At 71.2% G+C, this 24,434-nt stretch carries 21 protein-coding genes; 16 read left to right on the top strand and 5 right to left on the bottom strand.

The window, feature by feature from the left end:
• Together ACFP1K_RS26965 and ACFP1K_RS26960 are read right to left on the bottom strand one after the other, a co-directional pair.
• On the bottom strand, positions 1-1,927 hold a 1,927-nt coding region (locus ACFP1K_RS26965), incomplete at its 3' end, for an AAA family ATPase (protein ID WP_380758293.1).
• 345 nt (positions 1,928-2,272) lie between these two features.
• The gene (locus ACFP1K_RS26960) at positions 2,273-2,770 is read right to left on the bottom strand and encodes an ATP-binding protein (protein WP_380758291.1); all 498 of its coding nucleotides are present in this window, start codon (positions 2,768-2,770) and stop codon (positions 2,273-2,275) included.
• 862 nt (positions 2,771-3,632) lie between these two features.
• Here ACFP1K_RS26960 and ACFP1K_RS26955 point away from each other — a divergent pair.
• Both ACFP1K_RS26955 and ACFP1K_RS26950 read left to right on the top strand, forming a co-directional pair.
• Complete coding sequence (locus tag ACFP1K_RS26955) at positions 3,633-4,040, top strand: hypothetical protein (RefSeq protein WP_380758289.1); 408 nt, start codon at positions 3,633-3,635, stop codon at positions 4,038-4,040.
• 83 nt (positions 4,041-4,123) lie between these two features.
• The gene (locus ACFP1K_RS26950; protein WP_380758287.1) at positions 4,124-5,521 is read left to right on the top strand and encodes a helix-turn-helix domain-containing protein; all 1,398 of its coding nucleotides are present in this window, start codon (positions 4,124-4,126) and stop codon (positions 5,519-5,521) included.
• A 16-nt stretch (positions 5,522-5,537) separates the two neighbouring features.
• Here the strand turns inward: ACFP1K_RS26950 and ACFP1K_RS26945 are convergent, their stop codons facing one another.
• Positions 5,538-6,548, bottom strand: a complete 1,011-nt coding sequence (locus ACFP1K_RS26945) for an SDR family NAD(P)-dependent oxidoreductase (protein ID WP_380758285.1) — start codon at positions 6,546-6,548, stop codon at positions 5,538-5,540.
• 174 nt (positions 6,549-6,722) lie between these two features.
• Here ACFP1K_RS26945 and ACFP1K_RS26940 point away from each other — a divergent pair, with 174 nt between their 5' ends.
• From ACFP1K_RS26940 to ACFP1K_RS26875, 14 genes are all read left to right on the top strand, one after another.
• Positions 6,723-7,736 (top strand): DUF3048 domain-containing protein, encoded by a 1,014-nt coding sequence (locus ACFP1K_RS26940; RefSeq protein ID WP_380758284.1) that lies wholly within the window; start codon positions 6,723-6,725, stop codon positions 7,734-7,736.
• A gap of 163 nt (positions 7,737-7,899) precedes the next feature.
• Complete coding sequence (pdxS, locus tag ACFP1K_RS26935; protein ID WP_380758281.1) at positions 7,900-8,814, top strand: pyridoxal 5'-phosphate synthase lyase subunit PdxS; 915 nt, start codon at positions 7,900-7,902, stop codon at positions 8,812-8,814.
• 164 nt (positions 8,815-8,978) lie between these two features.
• A complete protein-coding gene (locus ACFP1K_RS26930; RefSeq protein WP_380758278.1) occupies positions 8,979-10,481 on the top strand; it encodes an alkaline phosphatase D family protein in 1,503 nt (500 codons plus the stop codon).
• Between the two features lie 65 nt (positions 10,482-10,546).
• Positions 10,547-11,137 carry a pyridoxal 5'-phosphate synthase glutaminase subunit PdxT gene (gene pdxT, locus ACFP1K_RS26925; RefSeq protein ID WP_380758275.1) on the top strand — a complete coding sequence of 197 codons (591 nt, stop codon included), beginning with the start codon at positions 10,547-10,549 and terminating at the stop codon, positions 11,135-11,137.
• Positions 11,138-11,140: 3 nt separating this feature from the next.
• On the top strand, positions 11,141-11,890 hold the full coding sequence (locus ACFP1K_RS26920) for a YebC/PmpR family DNA-binding transcriptional regulator (protein WP_380758271.1): 750 nt from the start codon (positions 11,141-11,143) through the stop codon (positions 11,888-11,890).
• 54 nt (positions 11,891-11,944) lie between these two features.
• Positions 11,945-13,117: a GNAT family N-acetyltransferase gene (locus tag ACFP1K_RS26915; protein ID WP_380758268.1), complete on the top strand. Its 1,173-nt coding sequence runs from the start codon at positions 11,945-11,947 to the stop codon at positions 13,115-13,117.
• Positions 13,118-13,233: 116 nt separating this feature from the next.
• Positions 13,234-13,812, top strand: a complete 579-nt coding sequence (gene ruvC, locus ACFP1K_RS26910; protein WP_380758303.1) for a crossover junction endodeoxyribonuclease RuvC — start codon at positions 13,234-13,236, stop codon at positions 13,810-13,812.
• Positions 13,809-14,429, top strand: coding sequence for a Holliday junction branch migration protein RuvA (gene ruvA, locus ACFP1K_RS26905; protein WP_380758265.1), 621 nt, complete (start codon positions 13,809-13,811; stop codon positions 14,427-14,429). Before ruvC ends, ruvA begins: the two co-directional genes overlap by 4 nt.
• Positions 14,430-14,436: 7 nt before the next feature.
• Complete coding sequence (ruvB, locus tag ACFP1K_RS26900; RefSeq protein ID WP_380758263.1) at positions 14,437-15,492, top strand: Holliday junction branch migration DNA helicase RuvB; 1,056 nt, start codon at positions 14,437-14,439, stop codon at positions 15,490-15,492.
• A gap of 381 nt (positions 15,493-15,873) precedes the next feature.
• On the top strand, positions 15,874-16,227 hold the full coding sequence (yajC, locus tag ACFP1K_RS26895; RefSeq protein WP_380758261.1) for a preprotein translocase subunit YajC: 354 nt from the start codon (positions 15,874-15,876) through the stop codon (positions 16,225-16,227).
• An 82-nt stretch (positions 16,228-16,309) separates the two neighbouring features.
• Positions 16,310-18,025 carry a protein translocase subunit SecD gene (secD, locus tag ACFP1K_RS26890; RefSeq protein ID WP_380758259.1) on the top strand — a complete coding sequence of 572 codons (1,716 nt, stop codon included), beginning with the start codon at positions 16,310-16,312 and terminating at the stop codon, positions 18,023-18,025.
• On the top strand, positions 18,025-19,086 hold the full coding sequence (gene secF / locus ACFP1K_RS26885) for a protein translocase subunit SecF (protein WP_380758257.1): 1,062 nt from the start codon (positions 18,025-18,027) through the stop codon (positions 19,084-19,086). The genes secD and secF overlap by 1 nt, the downstream gene beginning before the upstream one ends.
• Before the next feature lie 71 nt (positions 19,087-19,157).
• Positions 19,158-19,679 (top strand): adenine phosphoribosyltransferase, encoded by a 522-nt coding sequence (locus ACFP1K_RS26880; protein WP_380758301.1) that lies wholly within the window; start codon positions 19,158-19,160, stop codon positions 19,677-19,679.
• A 238-nt stretch (positions 19,680-19,917) separates the two neighbouring features.
• The gene (locus tag ACFP1K_RS26875) at positions 19,918-22,104 is read left to right on the top strand and encodes a RelA/SpoT family protein (RefSeq protein WP_380758255.1); all 2,187 of its coding nucleotides are present in this window, start codon (positions 19,918-19,920) and stop codon (positions 22,102-22,104) included.
• Positions 22,105-22,144: 40 nt separating this feature from the next.
• Here ACFP1K_RS26875 and ACFP1K_RS26870 read toward each other — a convergent pair whose 3' ends face one another.
• Both ACFP1K_RS26870 and ACFP1K_RS26865 read right to left on the bottom strand, forming a co-directional pair.
• The gene (locus ACFP1K_RS26870; RefSeq protein WP_380758254.1) at positions 22,145-23,374 is read right to left on the bottom strand and encodes a DUF349 domain-containing protein; all 1,230 of its coding nucleotides are present in this window, start codon (positions 23,372-23,374) and stop codon (positions 22,145-22,147) included.
• A 66-nt stretch (positions 23,375-23,440) separates the two neighbouring features.
• Positions 23,441-24,304 (bottom strand): peptidylprolyl isomerase, encoded by an 864-nt coding sequence (locus ACFP1K_RS26865; protein ID WP_380758252.1) that lies wholly within the window; start codon positions 24,302-24,304, stop codon positions 23,441-23,443.
• Between the last annotated feature and the right edge of the window lie 130 nt (positions 24,305-24,434).

Genomic DNA, 24,434 nt, shown 5'->3' with positions numbered 1-24,434 from the left:
CATACCCCCTCCCCACCAACCCCTCAAACCCCCGCAAAACCAACTCCGCCACATCCCCACCCACCCCACCCGGCGCACCGGGTCCAGCGGACGCACCGGGTACGGCGGGCGCACCGGGTACGGCGGGCGCACCGGGTACGGCGGGCGCACCGGGCCCGCCCGGTACGGCGGATCCGGTGGTGGCTGTGCCGTGAGTGGTAGTTCGAGCGGGTAACGGAATCCGGCTGAGACCAATGGCGGGTGCCGTGGATCCGCCCGGAACGCCGGGTGCGATGGGTTCAGTGGGTGCGGCAGGTCCCGCCGGTACGGCGGGGGCGGCAGGCCCGCCCGGTACGGCGGATCCGGCGGTGGCTGTGCCGTGGGTGGCAGATCGAGCGGGTAACGGAATCCGGGTGACTTCGAGAGTGGGTGGGGGCAGTACGGTCGTGATGAGCCGGGCGATGTCGGACGGGGTCAGGTCGCGCATCAAATGTTCGGCGGTGATCGCGCTCTCGGCGGCGTCCAGAAGGGCATCACGGGCGAGTTCGGGCGCGCCTTCGGCGAAGGCGGACGCGGCGGCCAGGCGCAAAGCCGGCGCGTCGGCGAAGGCGCCGGGAACGCCGAGAGCGAGCTGGGCCCCGGCGCGCACCAGGAGGGACCGTCCCCGGCCGACATGGTCGAGCAGGCCCTCGTCGAGGGACGCGAGCAACGCCTGCGCCTGGAGCGGAGCCCCGGCGGCGAAGGCCGCCTCGGCAGCGGCCAGCAGGCGGGCGTTGCGCCCCGGCCCCTCAGGCGTGAGCTCGGCGGCCCGAGCCAGGAACGCCGCCCGCGCAGCGTACCCACCCCGCCGCCCCGCCCGATCCGCACACCGCTCCAGCTCGCCCGCGACACCGTCGTCCGCCCCGACGGACGCCGCCGCCAGATGCCACGACCGCCGATCGGCGTCATCCCCCCGCGTGGTGGCCGCCGCCAGCACCTCATGCGCCCGCCGCCGCTCCACACTGGTGGCCCCGCCGTAAACGGCGGACCGCACCAGCGGATGCCGGAACACCACCCCGGCCCGCAACACCACAAGACGCTCACTCTCGGCGGGCCCGCTGACCTCAGGTGTGATCCCGAGCAACGCGGCGGCCCGGGTGACATACCCGATGTCCCCGGACGGCTCGGCCGCCGCGAGCAACAACCACGTCTGCGTCGAAGCGGGCAACGTCCGAACCTGCCGCAGGTAGTGAGCCTCCAGCCGCCCCCCGACAGGCAGCGGCTCAGGCAGCGAAGCACCCCCACTGAGCTGGTCGGCGGTCAACTCCCGCCCGAGGTCGATCAGCGCCAGCGGATTCCCCCCGGTGGCGGCCACGATGCGCGCCGCCACCCGCGTGTCCAGCGCCCCGTCCACCACCGACCGCAGCACCTCGGCCGCGTCCCCGCCGGCAAGCCCCCCGATCTCCGCCACCGGCAGCCCGTCCAGCGCCGTGAACCCCGCGCAGCCGTTCCGCACCGCGAACAGCAGCCCGATCCCCTCCGCGTGCAGCCGCCGCGCCACGAACGCCAGCACGTCGGCCGACTCCCCGTCCAGCCACTGCGCGTCGTCCACACAGCACAGCAGCGGCGACCGCTCCGCCACCTCGGCCAGCAGGCCAAGCGCCGCCAGCCCCACGGGAAACCGCTGCGCGGGCGGCCCTTCGGCCACCCCGCACGCGACCAGCAGCGCGCCGCGCTGCGCCTCGGACAGCCGATTGGGCTCCTTCAGCAACGGCACCAGCAGCCGGTGCAGCGCCGCGAACGGAAAGCCCGCCTCGGCCTCCACCCCCGCCACCCGCAAAACCCGCACCCCGGCCGCCGACGACGCCACATGCTCCAGCAGTGTCGTCTTCCCGATCCCCGCGTCCCCGCGGAGCACCAGCACCCCGCTCAACCCCGCACGGGCGGCGTCCACCAGCCCGTCGAGCACCCCGCACTCCTCATCCCGCCCCAACAGCACCAAGGCACACGCCTTCCCGACCGATGGCAGTAGGACCCCACCGGAACGCGAACGACAAAACGGTCACCGCGCCCCGGCCGCCCCGGCTCCACACCCGGACGGCGATACGTATTGAACCAGCGGAAAAACCCCTGGTCCAGCCCGCATTCCACCCTTCAGCGGAGCGTCCCGCAGGCGACGGCACCCACCTCCGCCCCGGCCTGGGCGATCACGCCACCGCCCGCCGGGCCACCGTCCACGCCAGCATCCCGATGTACGCGGCGCCGTCCTCCCCGCCGACCGGCGCCCCCGCCGCCCGCACCATAGGCCGGGGGATCAGGGCAGCAGGTGGGCCCGGCCGCGGGCGAGGTGCAGCAGCGGCGGATAGGTCAGGCGCGTGGCCGAGGGCGTGGGCAGGGCGAAGGCGACGGTCTTGGCGGGGGAGCCGGTGGTGAAGGTCGTGGTCCGGTACGCGCGGCAGTAGCCGTCGGAGAGGGCGCGGACCAGCAGCAGCCCGCGGCCGCTCTCGGCGAACAGATCGGGCACCGACAGGTCCTGTGCGCGGTCCAGCAGGGCGGGGATCCAACACAGGTCGGGGTCGCCGTCCACGACCTCGCACCACACGGGCACCGCGGCCACCTCGAAGATACGCACCTCGTACGGCGGGCGCCCGTGCCGCACGGCGTTGACGGCGAGCTCCGCCACCACCAGCTCGGCGTCGGCCACCTCGTCGCCGGGGATCCCCTGATCCTGGAGCACCTCACGCACCAGCGTCCGGGCCCGTGACACGACCGCTTCGGGGGAAGGCGCCGTCACCAGCATGCCGACGTCCACAGAACCCTCCGCGGTTCGCTGCCGGGGGACCATCGGGACGACTGGGCGTCCGCCCGGGACGCGCGGGGCGTCCGCGGGACGACGAGGTGGGGGCCACACGTGGATGCTCCTCGCTGCCGATGACCGCTGGATGAGCTCTTCATGACACTGCCCACCCAGCACACGCCATGCACGGCCAAAGGCAAAGGTCTTCCCCCGGTCGTCCCCGATCGTCGCGACCACTCGCCGGCCTGTGCCCTCTGACCACGTCCACGATCAGGCACCCCCGCCGGACCGGCCGTTCTCCGATCATTGAGCGCGCCGCCGGAAACACGATAAATACGGTCACGCATGGTTTTAGAGGAGGATTATCGGCCGACAACCCGGCCGTAAATCCCCCTGTGCCGGAACCATCGGCCGCCCCCTGCCGCTTCTTCTAATCTGGCGCGGGCACTTCCGCTCATATATACGGAGATTGCATGGCGACTGGCAGTGGACGTTCCAGGGACCGACGGCGCACCCTGCCCGAACTGCTCAAAGCTCATCGCGCCTGGCTGGCCGGCATCCTCTCCGCCGTCCTGGCCACGGTGCTCGGCACGGTCGCCGTCGACGCGCTCCAGGGCGGAGTGGCGCTGGTGGGCGAGCCCGCGACGCCGTTCTCCGTGACCACGCGGGTGAATTCCGAGACGAGGCGTGCGGCCAGAATTACGTGGTCGCCCGCGCCCCGCGCGACATGCCTTTCCCGGACGGCCCCGCCGAGGACGCCCCGCCCGACGAATGGTGGAAGGAACTCGGCGCGGTCGACGGGAACTAGTCCACACTGGAGATCCGCCTGCAGGGCGATTCCGCCAAGGCCGTCGTCCTGCACGACCTGAAGGTCGTCGTGACCGCACGCAGGCCCCCGATCCGCACCGGGGCCGAGTACCACACCGGCCAGTGCGGCGGAGTCCTGGAGACGAGAAGGTTCACCGCCAACCTGGACCGAACCCCCGTGACCGCCGTCCCGGTCCCCGGCACGGATCACGACGCGGACGGGAACGAGATCAAGACCCCCGCCGTCGACTTCCCCTACAAGATCTCGGAGAGCGACCCGGAGATCTTCCTCGTCCGCGCCGCCACCCGCCGCTGCGACTGCTCCTGGCACCTCCTGCTCACCTGGTCCCAGTCCGGCCGCGAGGCCACCCTCAAGATCGACGCCTCCGGCAAGGACTTCCGCACCACCGGCACCGCCTCCCTGCGCCACTGGTGGTGGACCGACGGCATGAAGGCCTGGAAGCGAATCGCCGCCTGACCCTTCCCAGCGGTCGTTTCCCCGTCGTTTCCACAGCCCCGTCCACCCCGCTCCCGCCCATGACGACAATGGGTGATCGAGTCGTGACGCATCGTTCGGAGGTAGCCGTGGGCAAGGCGGGCAAAGGACGTCCGGAACTGGCGAAGGCACGCAAACGCCTGGGCCTCAGCCAGGACGAGATGGCGACGGCCCTGTGGGTCTCCCCGACCACCTGGGGCCGCTGGGAACGCGGCAGGCAGGAGATCCGCCCCGTGTACCGCGCGAGGATGGCCGAGGTCTTCGGCGTCCCTTCGTCCGAGGTCGAGCGCTGGATCGACGGAGGTACCCCCGTCGACACCCAAGCCTGGCTGCTCCCGGACTGTAACGACCTGTCGCTCCCGGCTACCGTCGAGGCCGCCGGACGCCTCTGGAGGTGCGACGTGGACCCCGAACGCCGACAAGTTCTCGCGACCCTGCCATTCGTCCCCTCGGCCCTCGGCACCTGGCTGTCGGCCTGGAGCTACGGCGCTTCGGCCGACTCCACGGCGCGGGAGGGATCGGGTCCGGTCGTGGGAATGGCGGACGTCCGGCGCGTCGACGAGGCCCGGCAGGCTTTCGGGCGCATGGACAAGGACCACGGCGCAGGGCTGGTCCGACCGGCGGTGGTCGACTACCTCAACACCACCGTCGGCCCGTTGCTCCGAGGCCGCTACACCGACAAGGTCGGCGCGGCACTGATGTCCTCTGCCGCTGGCATGACGGCGATGGCCGGCTGGACGGCCTTCGATCTCAACCACCACGGGCAAGCTCAGCAGTATTACGGCCAGGCGTTGAAGCTGGCGAAGAACGGCGGCGACCCTTTCATGGGCCTCTGGGTGCTGGAGCATATGAGCCATCAAGCACTGCACCTCAAGCAGTCCGCGCAGGCGGTGTGGCTGACCCGCGCCGCCGTCGACACGGCCCACCACGCGCAGGCGTCCCCTCGTGTCACCGCGATGTTCCTGGTGGAGGAAGCGTGGGCGTCTGCCATGCAGGCGCGCCCGGGTGAGTCGGCCGACAAGCACACCGCCAAGCGGATACACCGCCAACTCGCCGAAGCGGAACGCCTGTTCGCCCAGGGCGGCACGGACCGAGACCCCTCCTGGGCCGAGTGGCACGACGAGCCCGAACTGATCGCCCGCATGGGAATGTCCTGGAACCTCCTAGGCGAACACAAACGCGCCGCCACCTGCGCCGAACAGGCCGTCCACGCCCTCGCCGCCAAACGCCCCCGCTCAGCCCAACTCAACCGACTGAACGCCGCCAACGCCTACCTCGCCATGGGCGAGGTCGAACAAGCCGTCAACTCGGCCCGCGCCGCCGTCCCCCTCACCACGTCTCTGACCTCCACCCGCGCCACCGACCGCCTCCGCGCCTTCGCCGCCCGCCTGGACCCGTACGGCACCACTGTCCAGGTCAGGGAGTTCCGCGCCTGCCTGGACACGCAGCTCGCGCGGGCGTGACCCCGGGGGGAGGCGCTCAATCAGCTCGTTCGGCTCCGCTGTCCGGATCCGTGGACCCGCGGGGCGGTGGATCCTCGGCGAGCGATACCTGTGACCCGGCGAGCGACAGCAAGGAGGCGCTGTCGGCCGTGTAGAGGGAGAGGGGGTCGGCGCGGACGGTGGTGTCGAGGGTGTGGGCGTCTTCGCCTACCAGGATGCGCCAGGTGCGGGTGTGGATGCCGTTGAGGATGATCGTCACGGCTTCGGCGGGGGTCGTGGGGGCCTGGTCGCGGAAGTTCTCGGCGATGGTTCGCATGGTGGCGTGGACGGCGTCGTCGGGGGCGCCGGGGGACAGGGCGCCGGCGGCGATCATGGTGGTGCGGAGGTGGGCCACCTCCTCGGGGCTCGGCTCGCCGTGGATCTCGCGGGTGTTGATGACGATGTCGGTGCCGATGTGGCCGGGCATCACCAGGGCCACGCGGACGTGGGGGGCGTTGACGCGGAAGTCCTCCAGGAGGGCTTCGGAGAAGCCCTTCACGGCGAACTTGGCGGTGCTGTAGGCGGTGTGGGGGAGGCCGGGGCCCAGGGAGGCCCAGAAGCCGTTGACGCTGCTGGTGTTGACGAGGACCGCCTCGTCGGCGGCGATGAGGAGCGGGACGAACGCGCGGGTGCAGTTGTAGACGCCGCCCCAGCAGATGGCGAAGGTGCGATCCCACTCCTTGCGGGAGCCGGTGACGAAGCTGCCGCCGCCCCCCACGCCGGCGTTGTTGAAGAGCAGGTTGACGTGCGCGGTGGCGTGGGCCGCGGTGACCTCGTCGCGGAACGCGGCGACCTGGGCCTCGTCGGCGACGTCGCAGAGGTGCGTGGTGACGCGGACGCCGCCGGGGGCGGCCTTGGCGGCGTGCTCGGCGGTGGTGGCGAGGGCGTCCTCGTTGATGTCGCAGGTGGCGACCGAGCAGCCCTCCGCGGCCAGCCGGATCACCAGTTCACGGCCCATGCCCGTGCCGCCTCCGGTGACGACGGCCAGCTTGCCGGCGAACGACTCCATCTGGTCCGTCCCTTCGTCGGGGTTTCACGCTTTCACGGCGTGGGCGGCCGCCTCAACGCGGTAAGCCCGCCGAAGATGAAGAAGATCGGAAGAACTTCCCCTAGAGCAGCGAGGATGCTTGACAGGCATCGGTAAGCTCTTGGCGATTTCCGGCATATCTGGAGGAGTCGTGCCGTGCACGTAAAACGGATGATCGGTGTCGCGGTGGCGGGAACGGCCCTGCTGGTGCCCGCGGTGGCCTGCTCATCGTCGGGGGGCGGCACGCCCGCGAGCCAGGGGGAGTCGCCGGCGCCGGGCGTGTCGGCGACGCCGGCCCCACCGCCGGAGCACCCGTTCACCGGGCAGCCGGTGGCCACGCGCAGGCCGGTGCTCGCCGTGAAGATCGAGAACACCGCCGCGGGCAAGCCGCAGCTCGGGCTGCGCAGCGCGGACGTGGTGTACGTCGAGCAGGTGGAGGGCGGGCTGACCCGCCTCATGGCCGTCTTCTCCTCCAAGATCCCGCCGAAGGTCGGCCCGGTGCGCAGCGCGCGGATCTCCGACCTGCACCTGCTGCCGATGTTCGGCAAGCCCGCGCTGGCCTACTCCGGCGTGCAGTCCAAGATGATCCCGCTGGTGCGGGAGGCCTCGCTGTTCGACGTGTCCGACAGCGCCGCGCCGGGGGCGTACTTCCGGCAGCCGGGGCGGGTGGCGCCGTACAACCTGTTCGCCGAGACCCGGAAGCTGCTCGCCGACGCGCCGAAGGCCAGCAAGGCCAAAGACATAGGCTTCGAGTTCGGCGACGCGCCGGTCGGCGGGGTGGCCAAGAAATCTTTTACCGTAAAATATCCGGCTGCCACCTTCACCTTCGCCTGGTCCGCCGCGCAGAAGCGCTGGCTGGTCTTCCAGGACGGCAAGCGGGACATGGCCGCGGAGGGCGGCCAGCTCGGCGCGCCCACCATCGTGGTGCAGTACGCCAAGACCACCCGCTCGGAGTTCCACGACTTCACCGGCAGCTACACCCCGCTGATCAAGTCCACCGGCACCGGCAGGGCCGTCGTGCTGCGCGACGGGCAGGCGTTCAACGCCAAGTGGTCGCGCAAGTCGGAGGAGGACGGCACGAAGTTCACCACCACCGCGGGCGAACCGATGACGTTCGGCCGCGGCCAGGTGTGGATCGTGCTGGCCGCCCCCAAGCCCGTCCAGCCCTGACCTCGCGGCACCCGGGGACGGCCGTGACCTCGCGGTGCGGTCCCCGGCGCACCAAGATGTCCAAAGGTCTGACCCCGGTGCGCCGTTACGGTGGTCGGGGGGCGGGCCGGAAAGCGCCTACGATGAGAGCTGAAACCATCGTCGTGCTCGTGAGGTATGCCCCGTGTCCAGCCACACCCCCGAAGTGAACGACGCCCCCGTCACCGGCACCGCCCGCGTGAAGCGGGGGATGGCGGAGATGCTGAAGGGCGGCGTCATCATGGACGTCGTCACGCCGGACCAAGCCAAGATCGCCGAGGATGCGGGCGCGGTCGCCGTCATGGCGCTGGAGCGCGTGCCCGCCGACATCCGCGCCGAGGGCGGCGTGTCCCGCATGAGCGACCCCGACATGATCGACGGCATCATCGAGGCCGTGTCGATCCCGGTCATGGCCAAGGCCCGCATCGGCCACTTCGTCGAGGCCAAGGTGCTCCAGGCCATCGGCGTCGACTACGTCGACGAGTCCGAGGTGCTCACCCCGGCCGACGAGGCCAACCACATCGACAAGTGGGCGTTCACCGTCCCCTTCGTGTGCGGCGCCACCAACCTCGGCGAGGCCCTGCGCCGCATCTCCGAGGGCGCGGCCATGATCCGCTCCAAGGGCGAGGCGGGCACCGGCAACGTCGTCGAGGCGACCCGCCACATGCGCCAGATCCGCGGCGACATCAAGCGCCTCGCCGCGCTGGACGAGGTCGAGCTGTACGCCGCCGCCAAGGAACTGCGCGCCCCGTACGAGCTGGTCGCCGAGGTCGCCAAGGCGGGCAAGCTCCCGGTCGTGCTGTTCACCGCTGGCGGCATCGCCACCCCGGCCGACGCCGCGATGATGATGCAGCTCGGCGCCGAGGGCGTGTTCGTCGGCTCGGGCATCTTCAAGTCCGGCGACCCGGCGCGGCGCGCGGCGGCCATCGTGAAGGCCACCACCTTCCACGACGACCCCGACGTGATCGCCAAGGTCTCCCGCGGGCTCGGCGAGGCGATGGTCGGCATCAACGTCGCCACCCTCCCCGACTCCGAGCGGCTCGCCACCCGCGGCTGGTGACACGGCGCCGGTGACCGGCCGCGGATCCGCCGCGGCCGTCCCGGCCCGCCGGTGCCGGACGTTTCCGGCATCGGGGAAGACATGGGGCTATCGTCCGGAAATACCCTCAGTGACCTGGGTGTCGCTATACCTGGGGTTTGCGGTGGATAGTTGATGATCGTCATGTGATCGACAGGCGATCGTTCTTCGTGCTGGGACTGGTGTCAGGGATGCCGCCCCGGCGGTTGCCGCCTGCCGATCCGTTCACCCTCGGCGTCGCCAGCGGCGACCCCGCCCCCGACGGCTTCGTGCTGTGGACGCGCCTCGCCCCGGTGCCCATGGCCGAGGACGGCCACGGCGGCATGCCGAAGGAGACCGTGCCCGTGCAGTGGGAGGTCGCCGCCGACCCCTCCTGCGAGCACGTGGTGCGGCGCGGCACCGAGGACGCCGCCCGCGAATGGGCGCACAGCGTGCACGTCGAGGTCACCGGGCTGGAGCCGGGCCGCGAGTACTGGTACCGCTTCCGCGCCGGGCCGCACGTGTCGCCGGTGGGCCGGGCCCGCACCGCGCCGGCGATCGGCGTCCCCGGCGGGGCGGCCACGCTGGCCCTCACCTCGTGCGCCAACTACCAGCACGGCTACTTCACCGCCTACGCCCGCGTCGCCGAGGAGCGCCCCGACCTGATCGTCCACCTCGGCGACTACATCTACGAGTACGCCAAGGGCGAGCACGCCTGCCCCGGCGGCAACGTCCGCGACCATGAGGGCCACGAGTCCCGCACGCTCGCCGACTACCGCCGCAGGCACGCCCTGTACAAGACCGACCCCGACCTGCGGGCCGCGCACGCGGTGGCGCCCTGGGTGTCGGTCATGGACGACCACGAGGTCACCAACAACTGGATGAGCCTGGTGCCCTCCGCCCGGCGCGCCGCGGCGTTCCGCGCGTACTACGAGCACATGCCGCTGCGCTCCGACGCCAGGCCCAAGGGCCCGCGGATCCGCCTCTACCGGCGGCTGCGGTGGGGCGACCTGCTGACCCTGCACATGCTGGACACCCGCCAGTACCGCGACCCGCTGCCGTGCGGCCCCGGCTTCCAGGAGTGCCCGCAGGCCGCGAAGAAGGACCGCACGATCACCGGGGCCGACCAGGAGCGGTGGCTGCTGGACGGGTTCCGCGGCTCGGGGGCCCGCTGGGACCTGATCGGCCAGCAGGTGTTCTTCGGCCACCGCGGCCGGGGCGACGACATCGGCGAGGAGGTGGTGCGGCAGGACGCCTGGGACGGCTACTCCGGCTCCCGCACCCGGGTGACCAGGGGCTGGATGGACGCCGGGGTGCGCAACGCCGTGGTGCTCACCGGCGACGTGCACTCCCACTGGGCGGGGGACCTGGCGCTCGACTACGACGACCCCGGCTCGCCGGTGGTCGGCACCGAGCTGGCCGTCACGTCCGTCACCAGCGGCGGGGACGGCCACGACGGCGACCGGGCGCGGGACGCGCTGCTGGCCCGCAATCCGCACCTGCGGTTCCACCTGCGCAGGCGCGGCTACATCCTCCTGAAGATCGACCAGGCCGCGCTCACCGCGCTGTTCAAGACGCTGCCCTACGTACGGCTGCCCGGCGCGCCCGTCACCGTCGCGAGCACCTTCGTCATCGCCGACCGCGTGCCCGGCCTGGTCCGCCAGCCCTGACCGGTTTGGGGTGTCGTGCGGCTTGGCCGTACGCTTTTTGGCACAGCGATCGAGAGGAACCACCGGTGACGACCGCGCCGACCATCGGCGTACTAGCCCTGCAGGGCGATGTGCGTGAACACGCCCGCTCCCTTGAGAGCGCCGGCGCCCGGCCCGTCGCGGTCCGCAGGCCCGCCGAGCTGGAGGCCGTGGACGCGCTGGTCGTGCCCGGCGGCGAGTCGACGACCATCTGGAAGCTCGCCGAGGCGTTCGAGCTGCTGGAGCCGCTGCGCATCCGCGTCAAGTCCGGCATGCCGACCTTCGGGTCCTGCGCCGGCATGATCATGCTCGCCGACCGCATCGAGGGCGGCATCGCGGGCCAGCAGACGCTCGGCGGCATCGACATGGTGGTGCGGCGCAACGCCTTCGGGCGGCAGATCGACTCGTTCGAGGCCACCCTCGACTTCGCCGGCCGCGGCCCGCTCCATGCCGTCTTCATCCGCGCACCCTGGGTCGAATCGGTCGGCGCGGGCGTGGAAGTGCTGGGTGTGGCCGAACCGGGGGATAGGATCGTCGCGGTCCGGCAGGGACCTTTGCTCGCGACGTCATTCCACCCCGAGCTGACCGGGGACGCGCGGGTCCATTCTTATTTCGTCGAGATGGTGAGGGAGCTCTAGCCGATGTCCGGCCACTCCAAATGGGCGACGACGAAGCACAAGAAGGCCGCGCTCGATGCCAAGCGCGGCAAGCTTTTCGCCAAGCTCATCAAGAACATCGAAGTGGCGGCCCGGACCGGCGGACCCGACCCGGACGGCAACCCCACGCTGTACGACGCCGTCCAGAAGGCCCGTAAGAACTCGGTGCCCGTCGAGAACATCGAGCGCGCCCGCAAGCGCGGCGGCGGCCTCGAGGCCGGCGGCGCCGACTGGCAGACCATCATGTACGAGGGCTACGCCCCCGGCGGCGTCGCGGTCCTGGTCGAGTGCCTCACCGACAACCGCAACCGCGCCGCGTCCGAGGTCCGCGTCGCGATGACCCGCAACGGCGGCTCGATGGCCGACCCCGGCTCGGTCGCCTACATGTTCAACCGCAAGGGCGTCGTGATCGTCCCCAAGGGCACCCTCGCCGAGGACGACGTCCTGATGGCCGTCCTCGACGCCGGGGCCGAAGAGGTCAACGACCTCGGCGAGTCCTTCGAGGTCGTCTCCGAGGCCGGCGACCTGGTCCCGGTCCGCAAGGCCCTCCAGGAGGCCGGCATCGACTACGACTCCGCGGAGAGCAGCTTCCTGCCCACCCTGAGCGTCCCCCTGGACGAGGACTCGGCCCGCAAGGTCTTCCGCCTCATCGACGCGCTGGAGGACAGCGACGACGTCCAGAACGTCTACGCCAACTTCGACGTCAGCGACGAGGTCCTCGCCAAGCTCGACTGACGGCGCGGAAAACGATTAGACCCGGCCCGGGGGCCCGCCGTAGGTTTGGCGGTCGTGGAGATTCGCGATCTGACCGTGGACGACCTGGACGCCGTCCTCGACTGCCGCACCCGGGCCTTCGGCGTGCTGTCCGGTGACGACGCCGCGTCCTGGCGCACCATGGTCACGCCCCTGATGCCCGAGGGCCGCTACCTCGGGGTGTTCGACGGCACCCGCCTCACGGGGGCAGGCAGGGTCAACAACTACGTGCAGTGGTGGCACGGCCGCCCCATCTCCATGGGCGGCATCGCGGGGGTCACCGTGGCGCCGGAGGACCGCGGGCGGGGCGTCGGGCGCATGCTGATGCGCGGCCTGCTCGCGCGGTGCGCCGACCTCGGTCACGCCGTCTCCGCGCTCTACCCGGCCACCACGCAGATCTACCGGAGCCTCGGCTGGGAGCACGCCGGCGCCCGCTACCGCGTCAACATCCCCACCGAGGCCCTGCGCCTGCTCCAGGGCAGAGCCGGCGGCGGGGTCCCGCTGCGCAGGGTCGCGCCGGACGACGCCCCCGAGATCGGCAAGGTGCTCGACCGCGTGTACGGCGCCACCCGCGCCTCCGGGCCGCTCATGTGGGAGGAGCGGCTGATGCGGCACTGGCTGACCGACGACACCGATTACTGCTACCTCGCCGACGACGGCTTCCTGGCGTACTGCTGGGACGGCGGCGACCTGGACGTGGACAACCTCGTCGCCGGGTCGGAGGCCACCGCGCGGGCGCTGTGGGCGCTCGTCGGCTCCTCGTCCTCGGTGGCCAGGTCGGTCACCGCCACCGTCGAGCCGGACGACCCGCTGCTGTGGCTCCTGCGGGAGCGCAAGGACGAGCACATCTCGGCCACCCGGTGGATGTTCCGCCTGGTCGACCTCCCCGCCGCCGTCGCCGCCCGGGGCTACCCCGAGACCGTGAGCGCCGAGACCGTCGTCGCCGTCGACGACCCCGAGCGTCCCGCCAACTCCGGCACCTGGCTCCTGTCGGTGGCCTCCGGCACCGCGACCGCCACCCGCGTCCCCCCGCCCGCCGAGTCCCACTCCGTCCCCCACCTCACCATCGGCGGGATGTCGGCCCTGTTCGCGGGCGTCCAGCTCGCCACCCTCCGCCGCGCCGGCCTCCTCACCGGCGGCACCCCCCACACCGACGAGACCCTGTCCTCGGTGTTCGCCGCCAAGCCCTACCTGATCGACTACTTCTGATCCAGGGGCGCCCGGGCACGCGGAAGGCGGTGCGTGCGCGGGATCGCGGATGCGGGTACAGTCTGCGCCGAACAGGTGTTCGGCGGGTGGGAGGCGGGCTGGTGCGGCTGCCGCGGCTGCGGGTGATGGGGGTCGATCCCGGGCTGACCCGGTGCGGTCTCGGCGCCGTCGAGGGACGCGCCGGCGCGCCGCTCACGCTGGTGCGGGTCGGGGTGGCGCGCACTCCGGCGGGCGACGACATCGGGGCGCGGCTGGTGGCCATCGAGGCCGAGATCGAGCGCTGGCTGGACGACGTCGAGCCGGACGCCGTGGCCGTCGAGCGCGTCTTCAGCCAGAGCAACCTGCGCACGGTCATGGGCACCGCCCAGGCGTCCGCCGTCGCCATCGTCTGCGCCGCGCGCCGCGGCCTGCCCGTGGCGCTGCACACCCCGTCCGAGGTCAAGGCCGCCATCACCGGCTACGGCAACGCCGACAAGGCCCAGATCGGCGCCATGGTCACCCGCCTGCTGCGCCTCCAGGCCATGCCCAAGCCCGCCGACGCCGCCGACGCCCTGGCGCTGGCCATCTGCCACATCTGGCGCGGCGGCACCCAGAACCGCCTCAACGAGGCCGTCGCCAAGGCCAGGAGCACCGCCCCGGCGGCGGCCGGCGCGGGCCGCGTCAAGCCGCGCGCAGTGGAAGAGGTGGACGGATGATCGCGTCGGTCGCGGGCCGGGTGGCGGCCGTCGGGCCGGACTCGGCGGTGCTGGAGGTCGGCGGGGTCGGGATGCTGGTCCACTGCGCCCCGGGCACCCTCGCCACGCTGCGGGCCGGTGAGCAGGGCCGTCTCGCCACGTCCCTGGTGGTCCGCGAGGAGTCGCTGACCCTCTACGGCTTCGCCACCGACGACGAGCGCCTCACCTTCGAGATGCTGCAGACCGCCTCCGGCGTCGGCCCCAGGCTGGCCCTCGCCATGCTGGCCGTGCACACCCCGAACGCCCTGCGGGTCGCCGTGGCGAGCGCCGACGTCAAGACGCTGACCATGGTCCCCGGCATCGGCCAGAAGGGCGCCCAGCGCATCATCCTGGAGCTGAAGGACAAACTCGGCACCCCCGCCGAGGCCGTCGACGCGGCCCTGAACGGCCACGCCCGCCAGGCTTCCTGGCGCGACCAGGTCCACTCGGCCCTGGTGAACCTCGGCTACTCCGCCAGGGACGCCGACGAGGCCGTCGCGGCCGTCGCCCCGCAGGCCGACGCCGACGTCGCCGCGGGCCGCGCCCCCGCCGTCGCCGCCCTGCTGAAGTCCGCCCTGCGGGCCCTGAGCGTGAGATAGGGAAGCGATGAGCCTGGAACGGGATCTCGTGTCGCCGGACGCCGAGGGCGACGAGCAGGCGATCGAGTCGGCGCTGCGGCCCAAGCGGCTGGCGGAGTTCATCGGGCAGGGACGGGTGCGCGAGCAGCTGTCGCTGGTGCTGGAGAGCGCGGTGCGGCGGGAGAGGTCGCCCGACCACGTGCTGATGAGCGGGGCGCCGGGGCTGGGCAAGACGACCCTCGCCATGATCGTCGCGGCGGAGCTCGGCGCGCCGCTCAGGCTGACCTCGGGGCCGGCGCTGGAACGCGCGGGGGACCTCGCGGCGATCCTCTCGACGTTGTCGGAGGGCGAGGTGCTGTTCGTGGACGAGATCCACCGCATGGCCCGGCCCGCCGAAGAGATGCTGTACCTCGCCATGGAGGACTTCCGGGTCGACATCGTGGTCGGCAAGGGCCCGGGGGCCACCGCCATCCCCCTGGAGATCGCGCCGTTCACGCTGGTGGGCGCCACGACCAGGGCCGGGCTGCTGCCCGCCCCGCTGCGCGACCGCTTCGGGTTCGTCGCGCACATGGACTTCTACGAGGTCGCCGAGCTGGAGCAGGTGCTGCGCCGCTCGGCGCGCCTGCTGTCGCTCGACCTGCCCCCCGAGAGCGGCACGGAGATCGCCCGCCGGTCCCGCGGCACGCCCCGCATCGCCAACCGCCTGCTGCGCCGGGTGCGCGACTTCGCCGAGGTCCGCGCCGGCGGCGTCATCACCGTCGAGGTCGCCTCGGCCGCGCTCGACCTGTACGAGGTCGACGGCGAGGGCCTGGACCGCCTGGACCGCGCGGTGCTCGGCGCGCTGATGCGCAAGTTCGGCGGCGGCCCGGTCGGGCTGTCCACCCTGGCGGTGGCCGTGGGGGAGGAGCCGGAGACCGTGGAGGTGGTCGCCGAGCCCTTCCTGGTCCGCCAGGGTTTGCTGGCCCGCACCCCCCGCGGCAGGGTCGCCACCGCGGCCGCGTGGGCCCACCTCGGCCTCACCCCGCCCCCCGCCGCGTTCGGCGCCCACCCCGTCCTCTTCGAGGACCCTTCCGCGGGAACCTGAACGGCCGCCGGCGGCCTTGACCGCCGTGTTTACAACGGCATTCGGCTCACGCTCCCACAAGAGGACACCGGGTGCTGTGAAGACTTCCGGGACGACGGTGGGACCGGGCCTGAAGGGGGTACGTGTGCAGGTAGGAGGGCTCGAGCTGAAAATTTCAAAATAACCGCAGGGACCGGTCACAGATCGGTGACAACGGGAACTTTCCCGTGCGCCGGTTCGTGGGGTCGTTGCCGGGCTTTGACAAGCTCGCCTAAACTCCGTGGCTTGGCTGCATGTGTACGCTGAGACGCTCAGCGTGCGTGCCCTAGTCGCCAGACCTCCGGTCGCAGGCCGGTCAGTTCAAACCGGAAGGAAGCCCCCGTGCAGGGCCTTGGATCATTCTTGCCACTGATCTTGCTGGTCGTGGTCTTTTATTTCCTGCTCATCCGCCCGCAGCGCAAGCGGCAGCAGGAGCAGGTACAGATGCAGAACAGCCTGGTGCCGGGCAGCCGGGTGATGACCACCACCGGCCTGTTCGCCACCGTCGTCGCCGTCCAGGACGACGACGTGGTCCTCGAGGTCGCTCCCGGCGTGGAGACCCGCTGGGTCAAGGGGTCGATCGGCCGCGTGGTGACACCGGTGGAGGAGGAGACGGTGGACAATGATGAGGGTGTCACCGACACCGTCGTCGACGAGCCGATCGCCGACGCCGCCGAGCGCGGCACGAACGAGGGTTCGGCCGACAAGAAGTCCTGACCTAGGATCATCGCAAACCCCTTGACGAAAGAACTGACCACCAGTGGCCCCATCGACAAGTAGCCAGAGCAGGCCGGGACGTGTGCTCCTGGCTCTTCTGGCGCTCATCCTCGCCATGGGCGCGGCGATGTTCCTGCAGAAGGCACTCGTCCCCAAGTACGGCCTCGACCTCGCCGGCGGCACCACGGTGACCCTCTCCCCGGTCACCCAGAGCGGCCAGACCCCCTCCCAGGAGAGTCTCGACCTGGCTGTCAGCATCATCCGCGAGCGGGTGAACGGCGGCGGCATCTCCGACGCCGAGGTCGCCAAGTCGGGCGACAACATCGTCATCTCCGTGCCGGGAGCGGGCCAGGCCGAGGTCGTCAAGCGGGTCGGCACCACCGCCGAGCTGCGCTTCCGTCAGGTGCTCGGCGTGGCCGCGGCGAACGCCGTGCCCGGCAAGATGCCGACCGCCCCGGCCTCGCCCGGCACGTCCGGGACGCCCGCGCCCTCCGCGACCGCCAAGCCGTCGTCGACCGCCGCGCCCGCGCCGAGCTCCACGCCGGCCGGCCGCGCGCTGTCCTCGGCGCTGACCAGCCCGAGCCCGGGCACCACGCCATCTGCCTCGGCGTCCGCGTCCGCTTCCGGCGCGGCGACCCCGGACCCGAGCGCCTCGGCGTCCGCGAGCGCCCCGCCCGCCGAGCAGGACCCCCTCGCCGGGGTGGACCCCACCGGTATCGACCCTGCCGTGCTCGAGCAGTTCCGCACGCTCGACTGCACCAAGAAGGACCGCGGCCAGGGCGTTCAGGACGACCCGAACAAGCAGTTCGTCGCGTGCAGCAACGACGGCACGGCCAAGTACATCCTGGACAAGGCGGCGGTGAAGGGCACCGAGGTCTCCACGGCCAGCGCGGGCGTCGACCCGACCACCGGTGAGTGGATCGTCCAGGTCACCTTCAAGAGCCAGGGCGCCAGCCAGTTCTCCAAGATCACCGGCGCGATCACCAGCCAGCCCCAGCCGCGCAACCAGCTCGCGATGGTGCTGGACAGCCTGGTCATCTCCTCCCCGGTCATCGAGGAGCCGATCCCCGGCGGCCAGGCGCGCATCTCCGGCAGCTTCACGCAGGTGACCGCCACCGACCTGGCCGACCAGCTCAAGTACGGCGCGCTGCCGTTGAAGTTCGTCCAGAGCTCGATCGAAGAGGTGTCCTCGACGCTCGGCGCCGACCAGCTCCGCGGCGGTCTGCTCGCGGGCGCCTTCGGTCTCGCCCTGGTGGTCCTCTACTGCCTGCTGTACTACCGCGGGCTCGGCCTGGTCGCGGTGGCGAGCCTGGTGGTGGCGACCATCCTGACGTACCAGGCGGTCGTGCTGCTCGGCCACAACGCCAACTTCCGGCTGTCGCTGCCGCACATCATCGGCCTGGTGGTGTCGATCGGCATCACGGCGGACTCCTTCATCGTGTACTTCGAACGAATGCGCGACGAGATGAAGGAGGGCAGGCGCTCGCTGCGGGTCGCCGTCGAGGTGGCCTGGGTGCGCGCCCGGCGCACGATCCTGATCGCCGACGCGGTCATGTTCATCGCCGCCGTCGTGCTGTACTTCCTGGCCGTGGGCGGCGTCGCCGGCTTCGCCTTCGCCATGGGCCTCACCACGTTGATCGACATCGCGGTGGTCTTCGTCTTCACCAAGCCGTTCGTGGCCATGCTCGCCCGCCTGCCGTTCTTCTCCAAGGGCCACAAGCTCTCCGGCCTGGACGCCGAGCGGATGAGCCGCGACACGACGACCACCGCCCGTACGACCGTCTCCCAGGAGGGCTGATGTCGGCCATCGGAAGAATCGGGCGCCGCCTGTACCGCGGCGAGGTCGACATCGACTTCGTCGGGCGCTACAAGCTGTGGTCCATCCTGTCCGGTTCGCTCCTGCTGATCTCGGTGCTCGGCCTGGTCATCCAGGGCCTCAACCTCGGCGTGGAGTTCAAGGGCGGCTCGGTCTTCAGCTTCACCAAGCCGGCGTCGTCCACCATCGAGCAGGTGCGGTCGACGTTCGAGGACGCCGGCGTCCACCAGGTCATCGTGCAGGAGTCCGGGCCGCGCTGGCGGGTCACCACCGAGACGATGCCGACCGACGAGGTGACCCGGGTGCAGAACGCCGTCTCGCGCGAGTTCGGCATCCCGGACAACCAGGTGAGCAAGCAGATCATCGGCGCGACGTGGGGCGGTGAGGTGCTGCGCAAGGCGGTCATCGGCCTGATCGTGTTCATGATCGCGATCATCCTGTACCTCACGATGGCCTTCGAGTGGAAGATGGCGCTGGCCGCGGTGGTGGCGCTCATCCACGACCTGATCATCACCGCGGGCGTGTACGCGTGGTCGGGCTTCGAGGTGACCCCGGCCACCATGCTGGGCTTCCTCACCATCCTCGGTTATTCGCTGTACGACGCGGTCGTGGTGTTCGACATGATCAAGGAGGTCACGGCCAAGCTCGGCACGAACTCCAAGATGACCTACACCGAGGCCGCCAACAACGCCCTCAACCACACGCTGATCCGGTCGCTCAACACCTCGCTGGTCGCGATCCTCCCGGTGGCGGCGATCCTGTTCATCGGCACCACGCTGCTCGGCGCGGGCACGCTGAAGGACCTGTCGCTGGCGCTGTTCGTCGGCATGATCGTCGGCACGTACTCCTCGCTGTGCGTGGCCACGCCGATGCTGGTCCTGCTCAAGGAGCGCGAGCCGAAGTACATCGCGATCGCCAAGCGGCTCGCCGTCCATCGCGGCGCGGCCTTGCAGGACGCCGTGACCAAGCGCAAGGAGCCGGCCGCGGTCATCGCCAAGAGCGGCGGCGGCTCGGTCGCGACGGCCAAACGGAAGAAGCGCTAGCCGGGCCTCCCGTGGCGCCCTCGTGATCGCGCAGATCACGGGGGCGCTTCGCGGTGCCGGAAAGGAATCCCCTGATGCAGGACCTCACCGACCTGATCCTTTCCCGGATCCGCGACGTGGCCGACTACCCCAAGCCCGGCATCGTGTTCAAGGACATCACGCCGCTGCTCGGCGACCACGAGGTGTTCTCCGCCGTGGTGGAGGCCCTGGCCGACGGCCTGCGGGTCGACAAGATCGTGGGCATCGAGGCCCGCGGCTTCATCCTGGCCGCGCCGGTGGCGCTGCGGGCGGGGGCCGGGTTCGTCCCGGTCCGCAAGAAGGGCAAACTACCCGCCGCGACCCTGGAAACCTCCTACGATCTGGAGTACGGCTCCGCCGTCATCGAGGTGCACGCCGACGCCTTCGCTCCGGGCGACCGCGTGCTCATCGTCGACGACGTGCTGGCCACCGGCGGCACCGCCGAGGCCACGGTGGAGCTGGTCGGCCGGGCCGGCGCCGAGGTGGTCGGGGTGTCCGTGCTGATGGAGCTCGCCTTTCTCAAGGGCCGTGAACGGCTCGGCCAGACCGGCCTGCGGGCACTGGTGGTCGTCTGAAACGACTCCCGCCCGGGAGGCCGGCACCCCCGGCGTGGATACACTGGGGGATCTGGACTCGACGTGAGGAGTCTGAGTGCCCCGTGACATGACCGTGCCCGACGTGACCGACCCCCCTGAGCCGGTCTCCGCGCCAGCGGGCGACACGGGTACGGCCATGTCCGCGAGCACGGAGGAAAAACCGGCCCCTGCCGTACGCCGCAGGTTGTCCCGGTTCGGGGGCCAGTGGGGTGGCGCGATGAATCCGGTCCTGGAACCGCTGTTCAAGACGGTCCGAGCCACCCATCCCAAAGCCGACCTACGCCTGATCGAGCGCGCCTACGACGTCGCCGCCTACCACCACCGCGACCAGAAGCGGAAGAGCGGCGACCCGTACATCACCCACCCCCTCGCGGTGGCCACCATCCTCGCCGAGCTCGGCACCGACGACGAGACGCTGTGCGCCGCGCTGCTGCACGACACCGTCGAGGACACCGCCTACGGCCTGGACGAGCTCGGCAAGGACTTCGGCGAGCACATCGCCCTGCTGGTCGACGGCGTCACCAAGCTCGACAAGGTCAAGTTCGGCGACGCCGCCCAGGCCGAGACCGTGCGCAAGATGGTCGTGGCGATGTCCCGCGACATCCGGGTGCTGGTCATCAAGCTCGCCGACCGCCTGCACAACATGCGCACCCTGCGCTACCTCCCGCGGCACAAGCAGGAGCAGAAGGCCCGCGAGACGCTTGAGATCTTCGCCCCGCTGGCCCACCGGCTCGGCATGAACACCATCAAGTGGGAGCTCGAGGACCTCGCCTTCGGCATGCTCTACCCCAAGCGGTACGACGAGATCGCCCGCATGGTGTCCGAGCGCGCCCCCCGCCGCGACCTGTTCCTGCAGGAGGTCATCGAGAAGGTCGCCGCCGACCTGCGCGAGGCCAAGATCCGCGCCGCGGTCAAGGGCCGGCCCAAGCACTACTACTCGATCTACCAGAAGATGATCGCCCGCGAGGTCGCGTTCGACGACATCTACGACCTGGTGGGCATCCGCGTGCTGGTCGACACGGTCCGCGACTGCTACGCCGCCCTCGGCACCATCCACGCGCGGTGGAAGCCGGTCCCCGGCCGGTTCAAGGACTACATCGCGATGCCCAAGTTCAACATGTACCAATCGCTGCACACCACGGTGATGGGTCCCGAGGGCAAGCCGGTCGAGCTGCAGATCCGCACCCGCGCCATGCACCACCGCGCCGAGTACGGCGTCGCGGCCCACTGGAAGTACAAGGAAGAGATCGGCGCCGGCGGCCCGGCCGGGACGCGCATGAAGACCGCCAACGACATGGCCTGGCTGCGCCAGCTGCTCGACTGGCAGAAGGAGACCAGCGACCCGGGGGAGTTCCTGGAGTCGCTGCGGTTCGACCTGTCGGTGTCGGAGGTCTTCGTCTTCACCCCGCGCGGCCAGGTGATCGCGCTGCCCGAGGGCGCCACGCCCGTCGACTTCGCGTACGCCGTGCACACCGAGGTGGGGCACCGCTGCATCGGCGCCCGGGTGAACGGCCGCCTGGTGCCGCTGGAGTCGCGGCTCAGCAACGGCGACGCGGTCGAGATCTTCACCTCCAAGTCCCCGGACGCCGGGCCGTCCCGCGACTGGCTCAAGTTCGTCAAGAGCGGCCGGGCGCGCAACAAGATCCGGCAGTGGTTCTCCAAGGAGCGCCGCGAGACCGCGATCGAGGCGGGCAAGGAGGCCATCGGCCGCGCCATGCGCAAGCAGGGCCTGCCGTTGCAGCGCCTGATGTCCGGTGAGAGCCTCCTGGCGCTCGCCAGGGACCTGCGCTACCCCGACGTCTCCGCGCTGTACGCGGCCGTCGGAGAGGGCCACATGGGCGCGCAGACGGTCGTCGAGAGGCTCGTGCAGTCCCTCGGCGGGGTGGAGGGCGCCGAGGAGGACATCGCCGAGGCCGCCGTCCCCACCCGGCTGCGCGGCCGGCCGCGCAGCGGCACCAACGCCGGGGTGATCGTGGCGGGCGACTCCGACGTGTGGGTGCGCCTGTCACGCTGCTGCACACCGGTCCCCGGCGACGAGATCGTCGGGTTCGTCACCCGGGGCCACGGGGTGTCGGTGCACCGCACCAACTGCCCCAACATCGAGCAGCTGCGCCTGGAGCCGGACCGGCTGGTCGACGTCACCTGGTCGCCGAGCGACGACTCGGTGTTCCTGGTCGCCATCCAGGTGGAGGCGCTCGACCGCCCCCGCCTGCTCTCCGACGTCACCCGCACGCTGTCCGACCAGCACGTCAACATCCTGTCGGCGTCGGTGACCACCTCGCGCGACCGCACCGCCGTCAGCAAGTTCACCTTCGAGATGGGCGACCCCAAGCACCTCGGCCACGTGCTGAAGGCGGTACGCAACATCCCGGGCGTCTACGACGTGTACCGCGTCACCAACTGACCGGCCCTGGTCCCGAGCCTCGGTGAGAGGCCCGGGATCGTCAGGAGAACTCGGTGAGGGTGCGCTCGGCCTCCTCCAGCCACGACCGGCGCGCCGCGATGGCCTCTTCGGCCTCCTTGACGTCCTTGTCGCGTCCGGCGGCCGAGGCCTTGGCCAGGCGGCCCTCAAGCTGGTCGATCGACTTGCGCAGCTGGTCGACGGTGTTCTGCGCGCGGGCGCGGGCCTCGGGGTTGGACCGCTTCCACTCGGTCTCCTCGGCCTTGCGGACCGCCTCGTCGATGCGGCGCAGGCCGCCCTCCAGCCGGTCCCGCAGCTCGCGCGGCACCGGCCCGACCGCCTCCCAGCGCTCCAGCACGCCGCGCAGCGCCGCGCGGGCGGACCTGGCGTCGGTCACCGGCATGATGCGCTCGGCGTCGGCCAGGATGCGCTCCTTGGCCTCGGCGTTCTCCCGCAGCGACGCGTCCCGCTCGGCGAACACCGCCGAGCGGGCCTGGAAGAACTGGTCCTGGGCGCCCTTGAAGCGGTTCCACAGGTCGTCCTCGGCCTCGCGGGAGGCGCGCCCGGCGGTCTTCCAGCGGCGCATCAGCTCGCGGTACGCCGCCGCCGTCTCGCCCCAGTCGGTCGAGGCGGACAGCGTCTCGGCCTCGGCGACGATGCGCTCCTTGAGCCCGCGCACCGACTCGCGCTGCTCGTCCAGCCCGGCGAAGTAGGACTTGCGCCGCTTGGCGAAGGCCGTACGGGCGGCGGACAGGCGCTTCCACAGGGCGGCCTCGGTCACCCGGTCGATGCGCTCGGCCGCCTTCCACTCGTCCACCAGCTGCCGCAGGCGCTCGCCGCCGGACTTCCAGTGGGTGGTGTCCTCGGCGATGCGCTCGGCCTCGGCGACGATGCGTTCCTTGATCTCGCGCGACTGGGCGCGGGCCTGGTCGCGCGCGGCCCGCACCTCCTCGCGGCGCTTGCCCACCAGGTCGGTGAGGGCTTCCAGGCGCGCCAGCAGCGCCGCGAGGTCGCCCACGGCGTGCGCCTCGGTGATGGAGTCGCGCAGCTTGACGATCGTCGCCTCGGCCTGGGCGGGTGGCAGATCGGTGCCCCGGACCCGCTGCTCCAGCAGCTCCACCTGGGTGGCCAGCTCGTCGTACTTGCGATGGAAGTAGGCGAGGGCCTCTTCCGGCTCGCCGGCCTGCCAGGACCCGACGGCCCGTTCGCCCTCGGCCGTACGAACGTAGACGGTGCCGTCGTCGTCTACCCGGCCCCACGGGTCGGTGCTCACCGTGTCCTCCCGCACTCGAATCAGCTTTTCAGGACGCTACGCGTCCTTGGTGGTATTACGTCAGCTCTAGCCAGAGATTGTCACGTGTTTGAGTTCCACCGGGTCCTTCGGCGCCCCGGTGCCGTCCCCCATGCCGCCTTCCATGACGCCCTTCTTGCGCACCTTGTCCAAGATGTCGAGCCCCTTGGTGACCGTACCCAAAACGGTGTACTGCGGGGGGAGACTGAGGTCGCCGAGCACGATGAAGAACTGGCTGCCGGTGGTGCCGGGGTCCTGCGCCTTGGCCATCGCGATCACGCCGCGGCTGTACTTGGCGCCGGTGAGGTTCTCCTCGGCGTAGCGGAAGCCGGGGCCGCCCTGGCCGTCGGTGGCGTTCTTGCCGTCGGCCTTGGCCAGCGGGTCGCCGCACTGAAGCATCGGGAAGGCGTCCGGGCCCATCCGGTGGCACTTGGAGCCGTCGAAGTACTTCTTCTTGGCCAGATACGCCATGGAGTTGACCGTGCAGGGGGCCTTGTCGGTGGCGAGCTTGACCACGATATTGCCCTGGTTGGTGTCGAACGTCATCGTCTTGGCGGATTTGTCCGGCTTGGCGGGCGGCATGCCCACGTCCTTCACCGGTCCGCCCCGGTTGTCGGCCACGTAATCACAGGTGTCGGCCGCCGCGTTGTACGGCTTCGGCGCGGGCCCCGCGGAGGGCGGCGCCGAGCTCGGGGGCGTCGAGGGGGACGGGGTCGCCGCGGCCTGCGGAGCCTTGTTCCCGCCGATCACCGCCACGGCGGTGAAAATCCCGCCCACGACGACCAGAACGCCCACGCTCGTGCCGATGATCGCCACACGCTTCCGTTGGGTCTCACGCTCGGCGCGTCGCTGCATCTGCCGTTCGTGGTGCTCGCGCGCGAGCTGCTTCTGACGGTCCTTGCCGGTCGCCACCGCTGTGTCCTCCCGACTGTCCGAGTTGATCGCGTTTGGTCGTCTGACTGGACGACCGCCACCTTTATGGAGTGGGCGAATCGTATCGGCCCACGGGCAATGGTTCGCAGCCCGGCGACCCGCACCGGTA

It is taken from the genome of Sphaerisporangium aureirubrum (genome assembly GCF_042658925.1).
Lineage (GTDB): Bacteria > Actinomycetota > Actinomycetes > Streptosporangiales > Streptosporangiaceae > Sphaerisporangium > Sphaerisporangium aureirubrum.
Note: the sequence above shows the minus strand (reverse complement) of the source record. Positions and strands in the feature narration are given on the sequence as shown.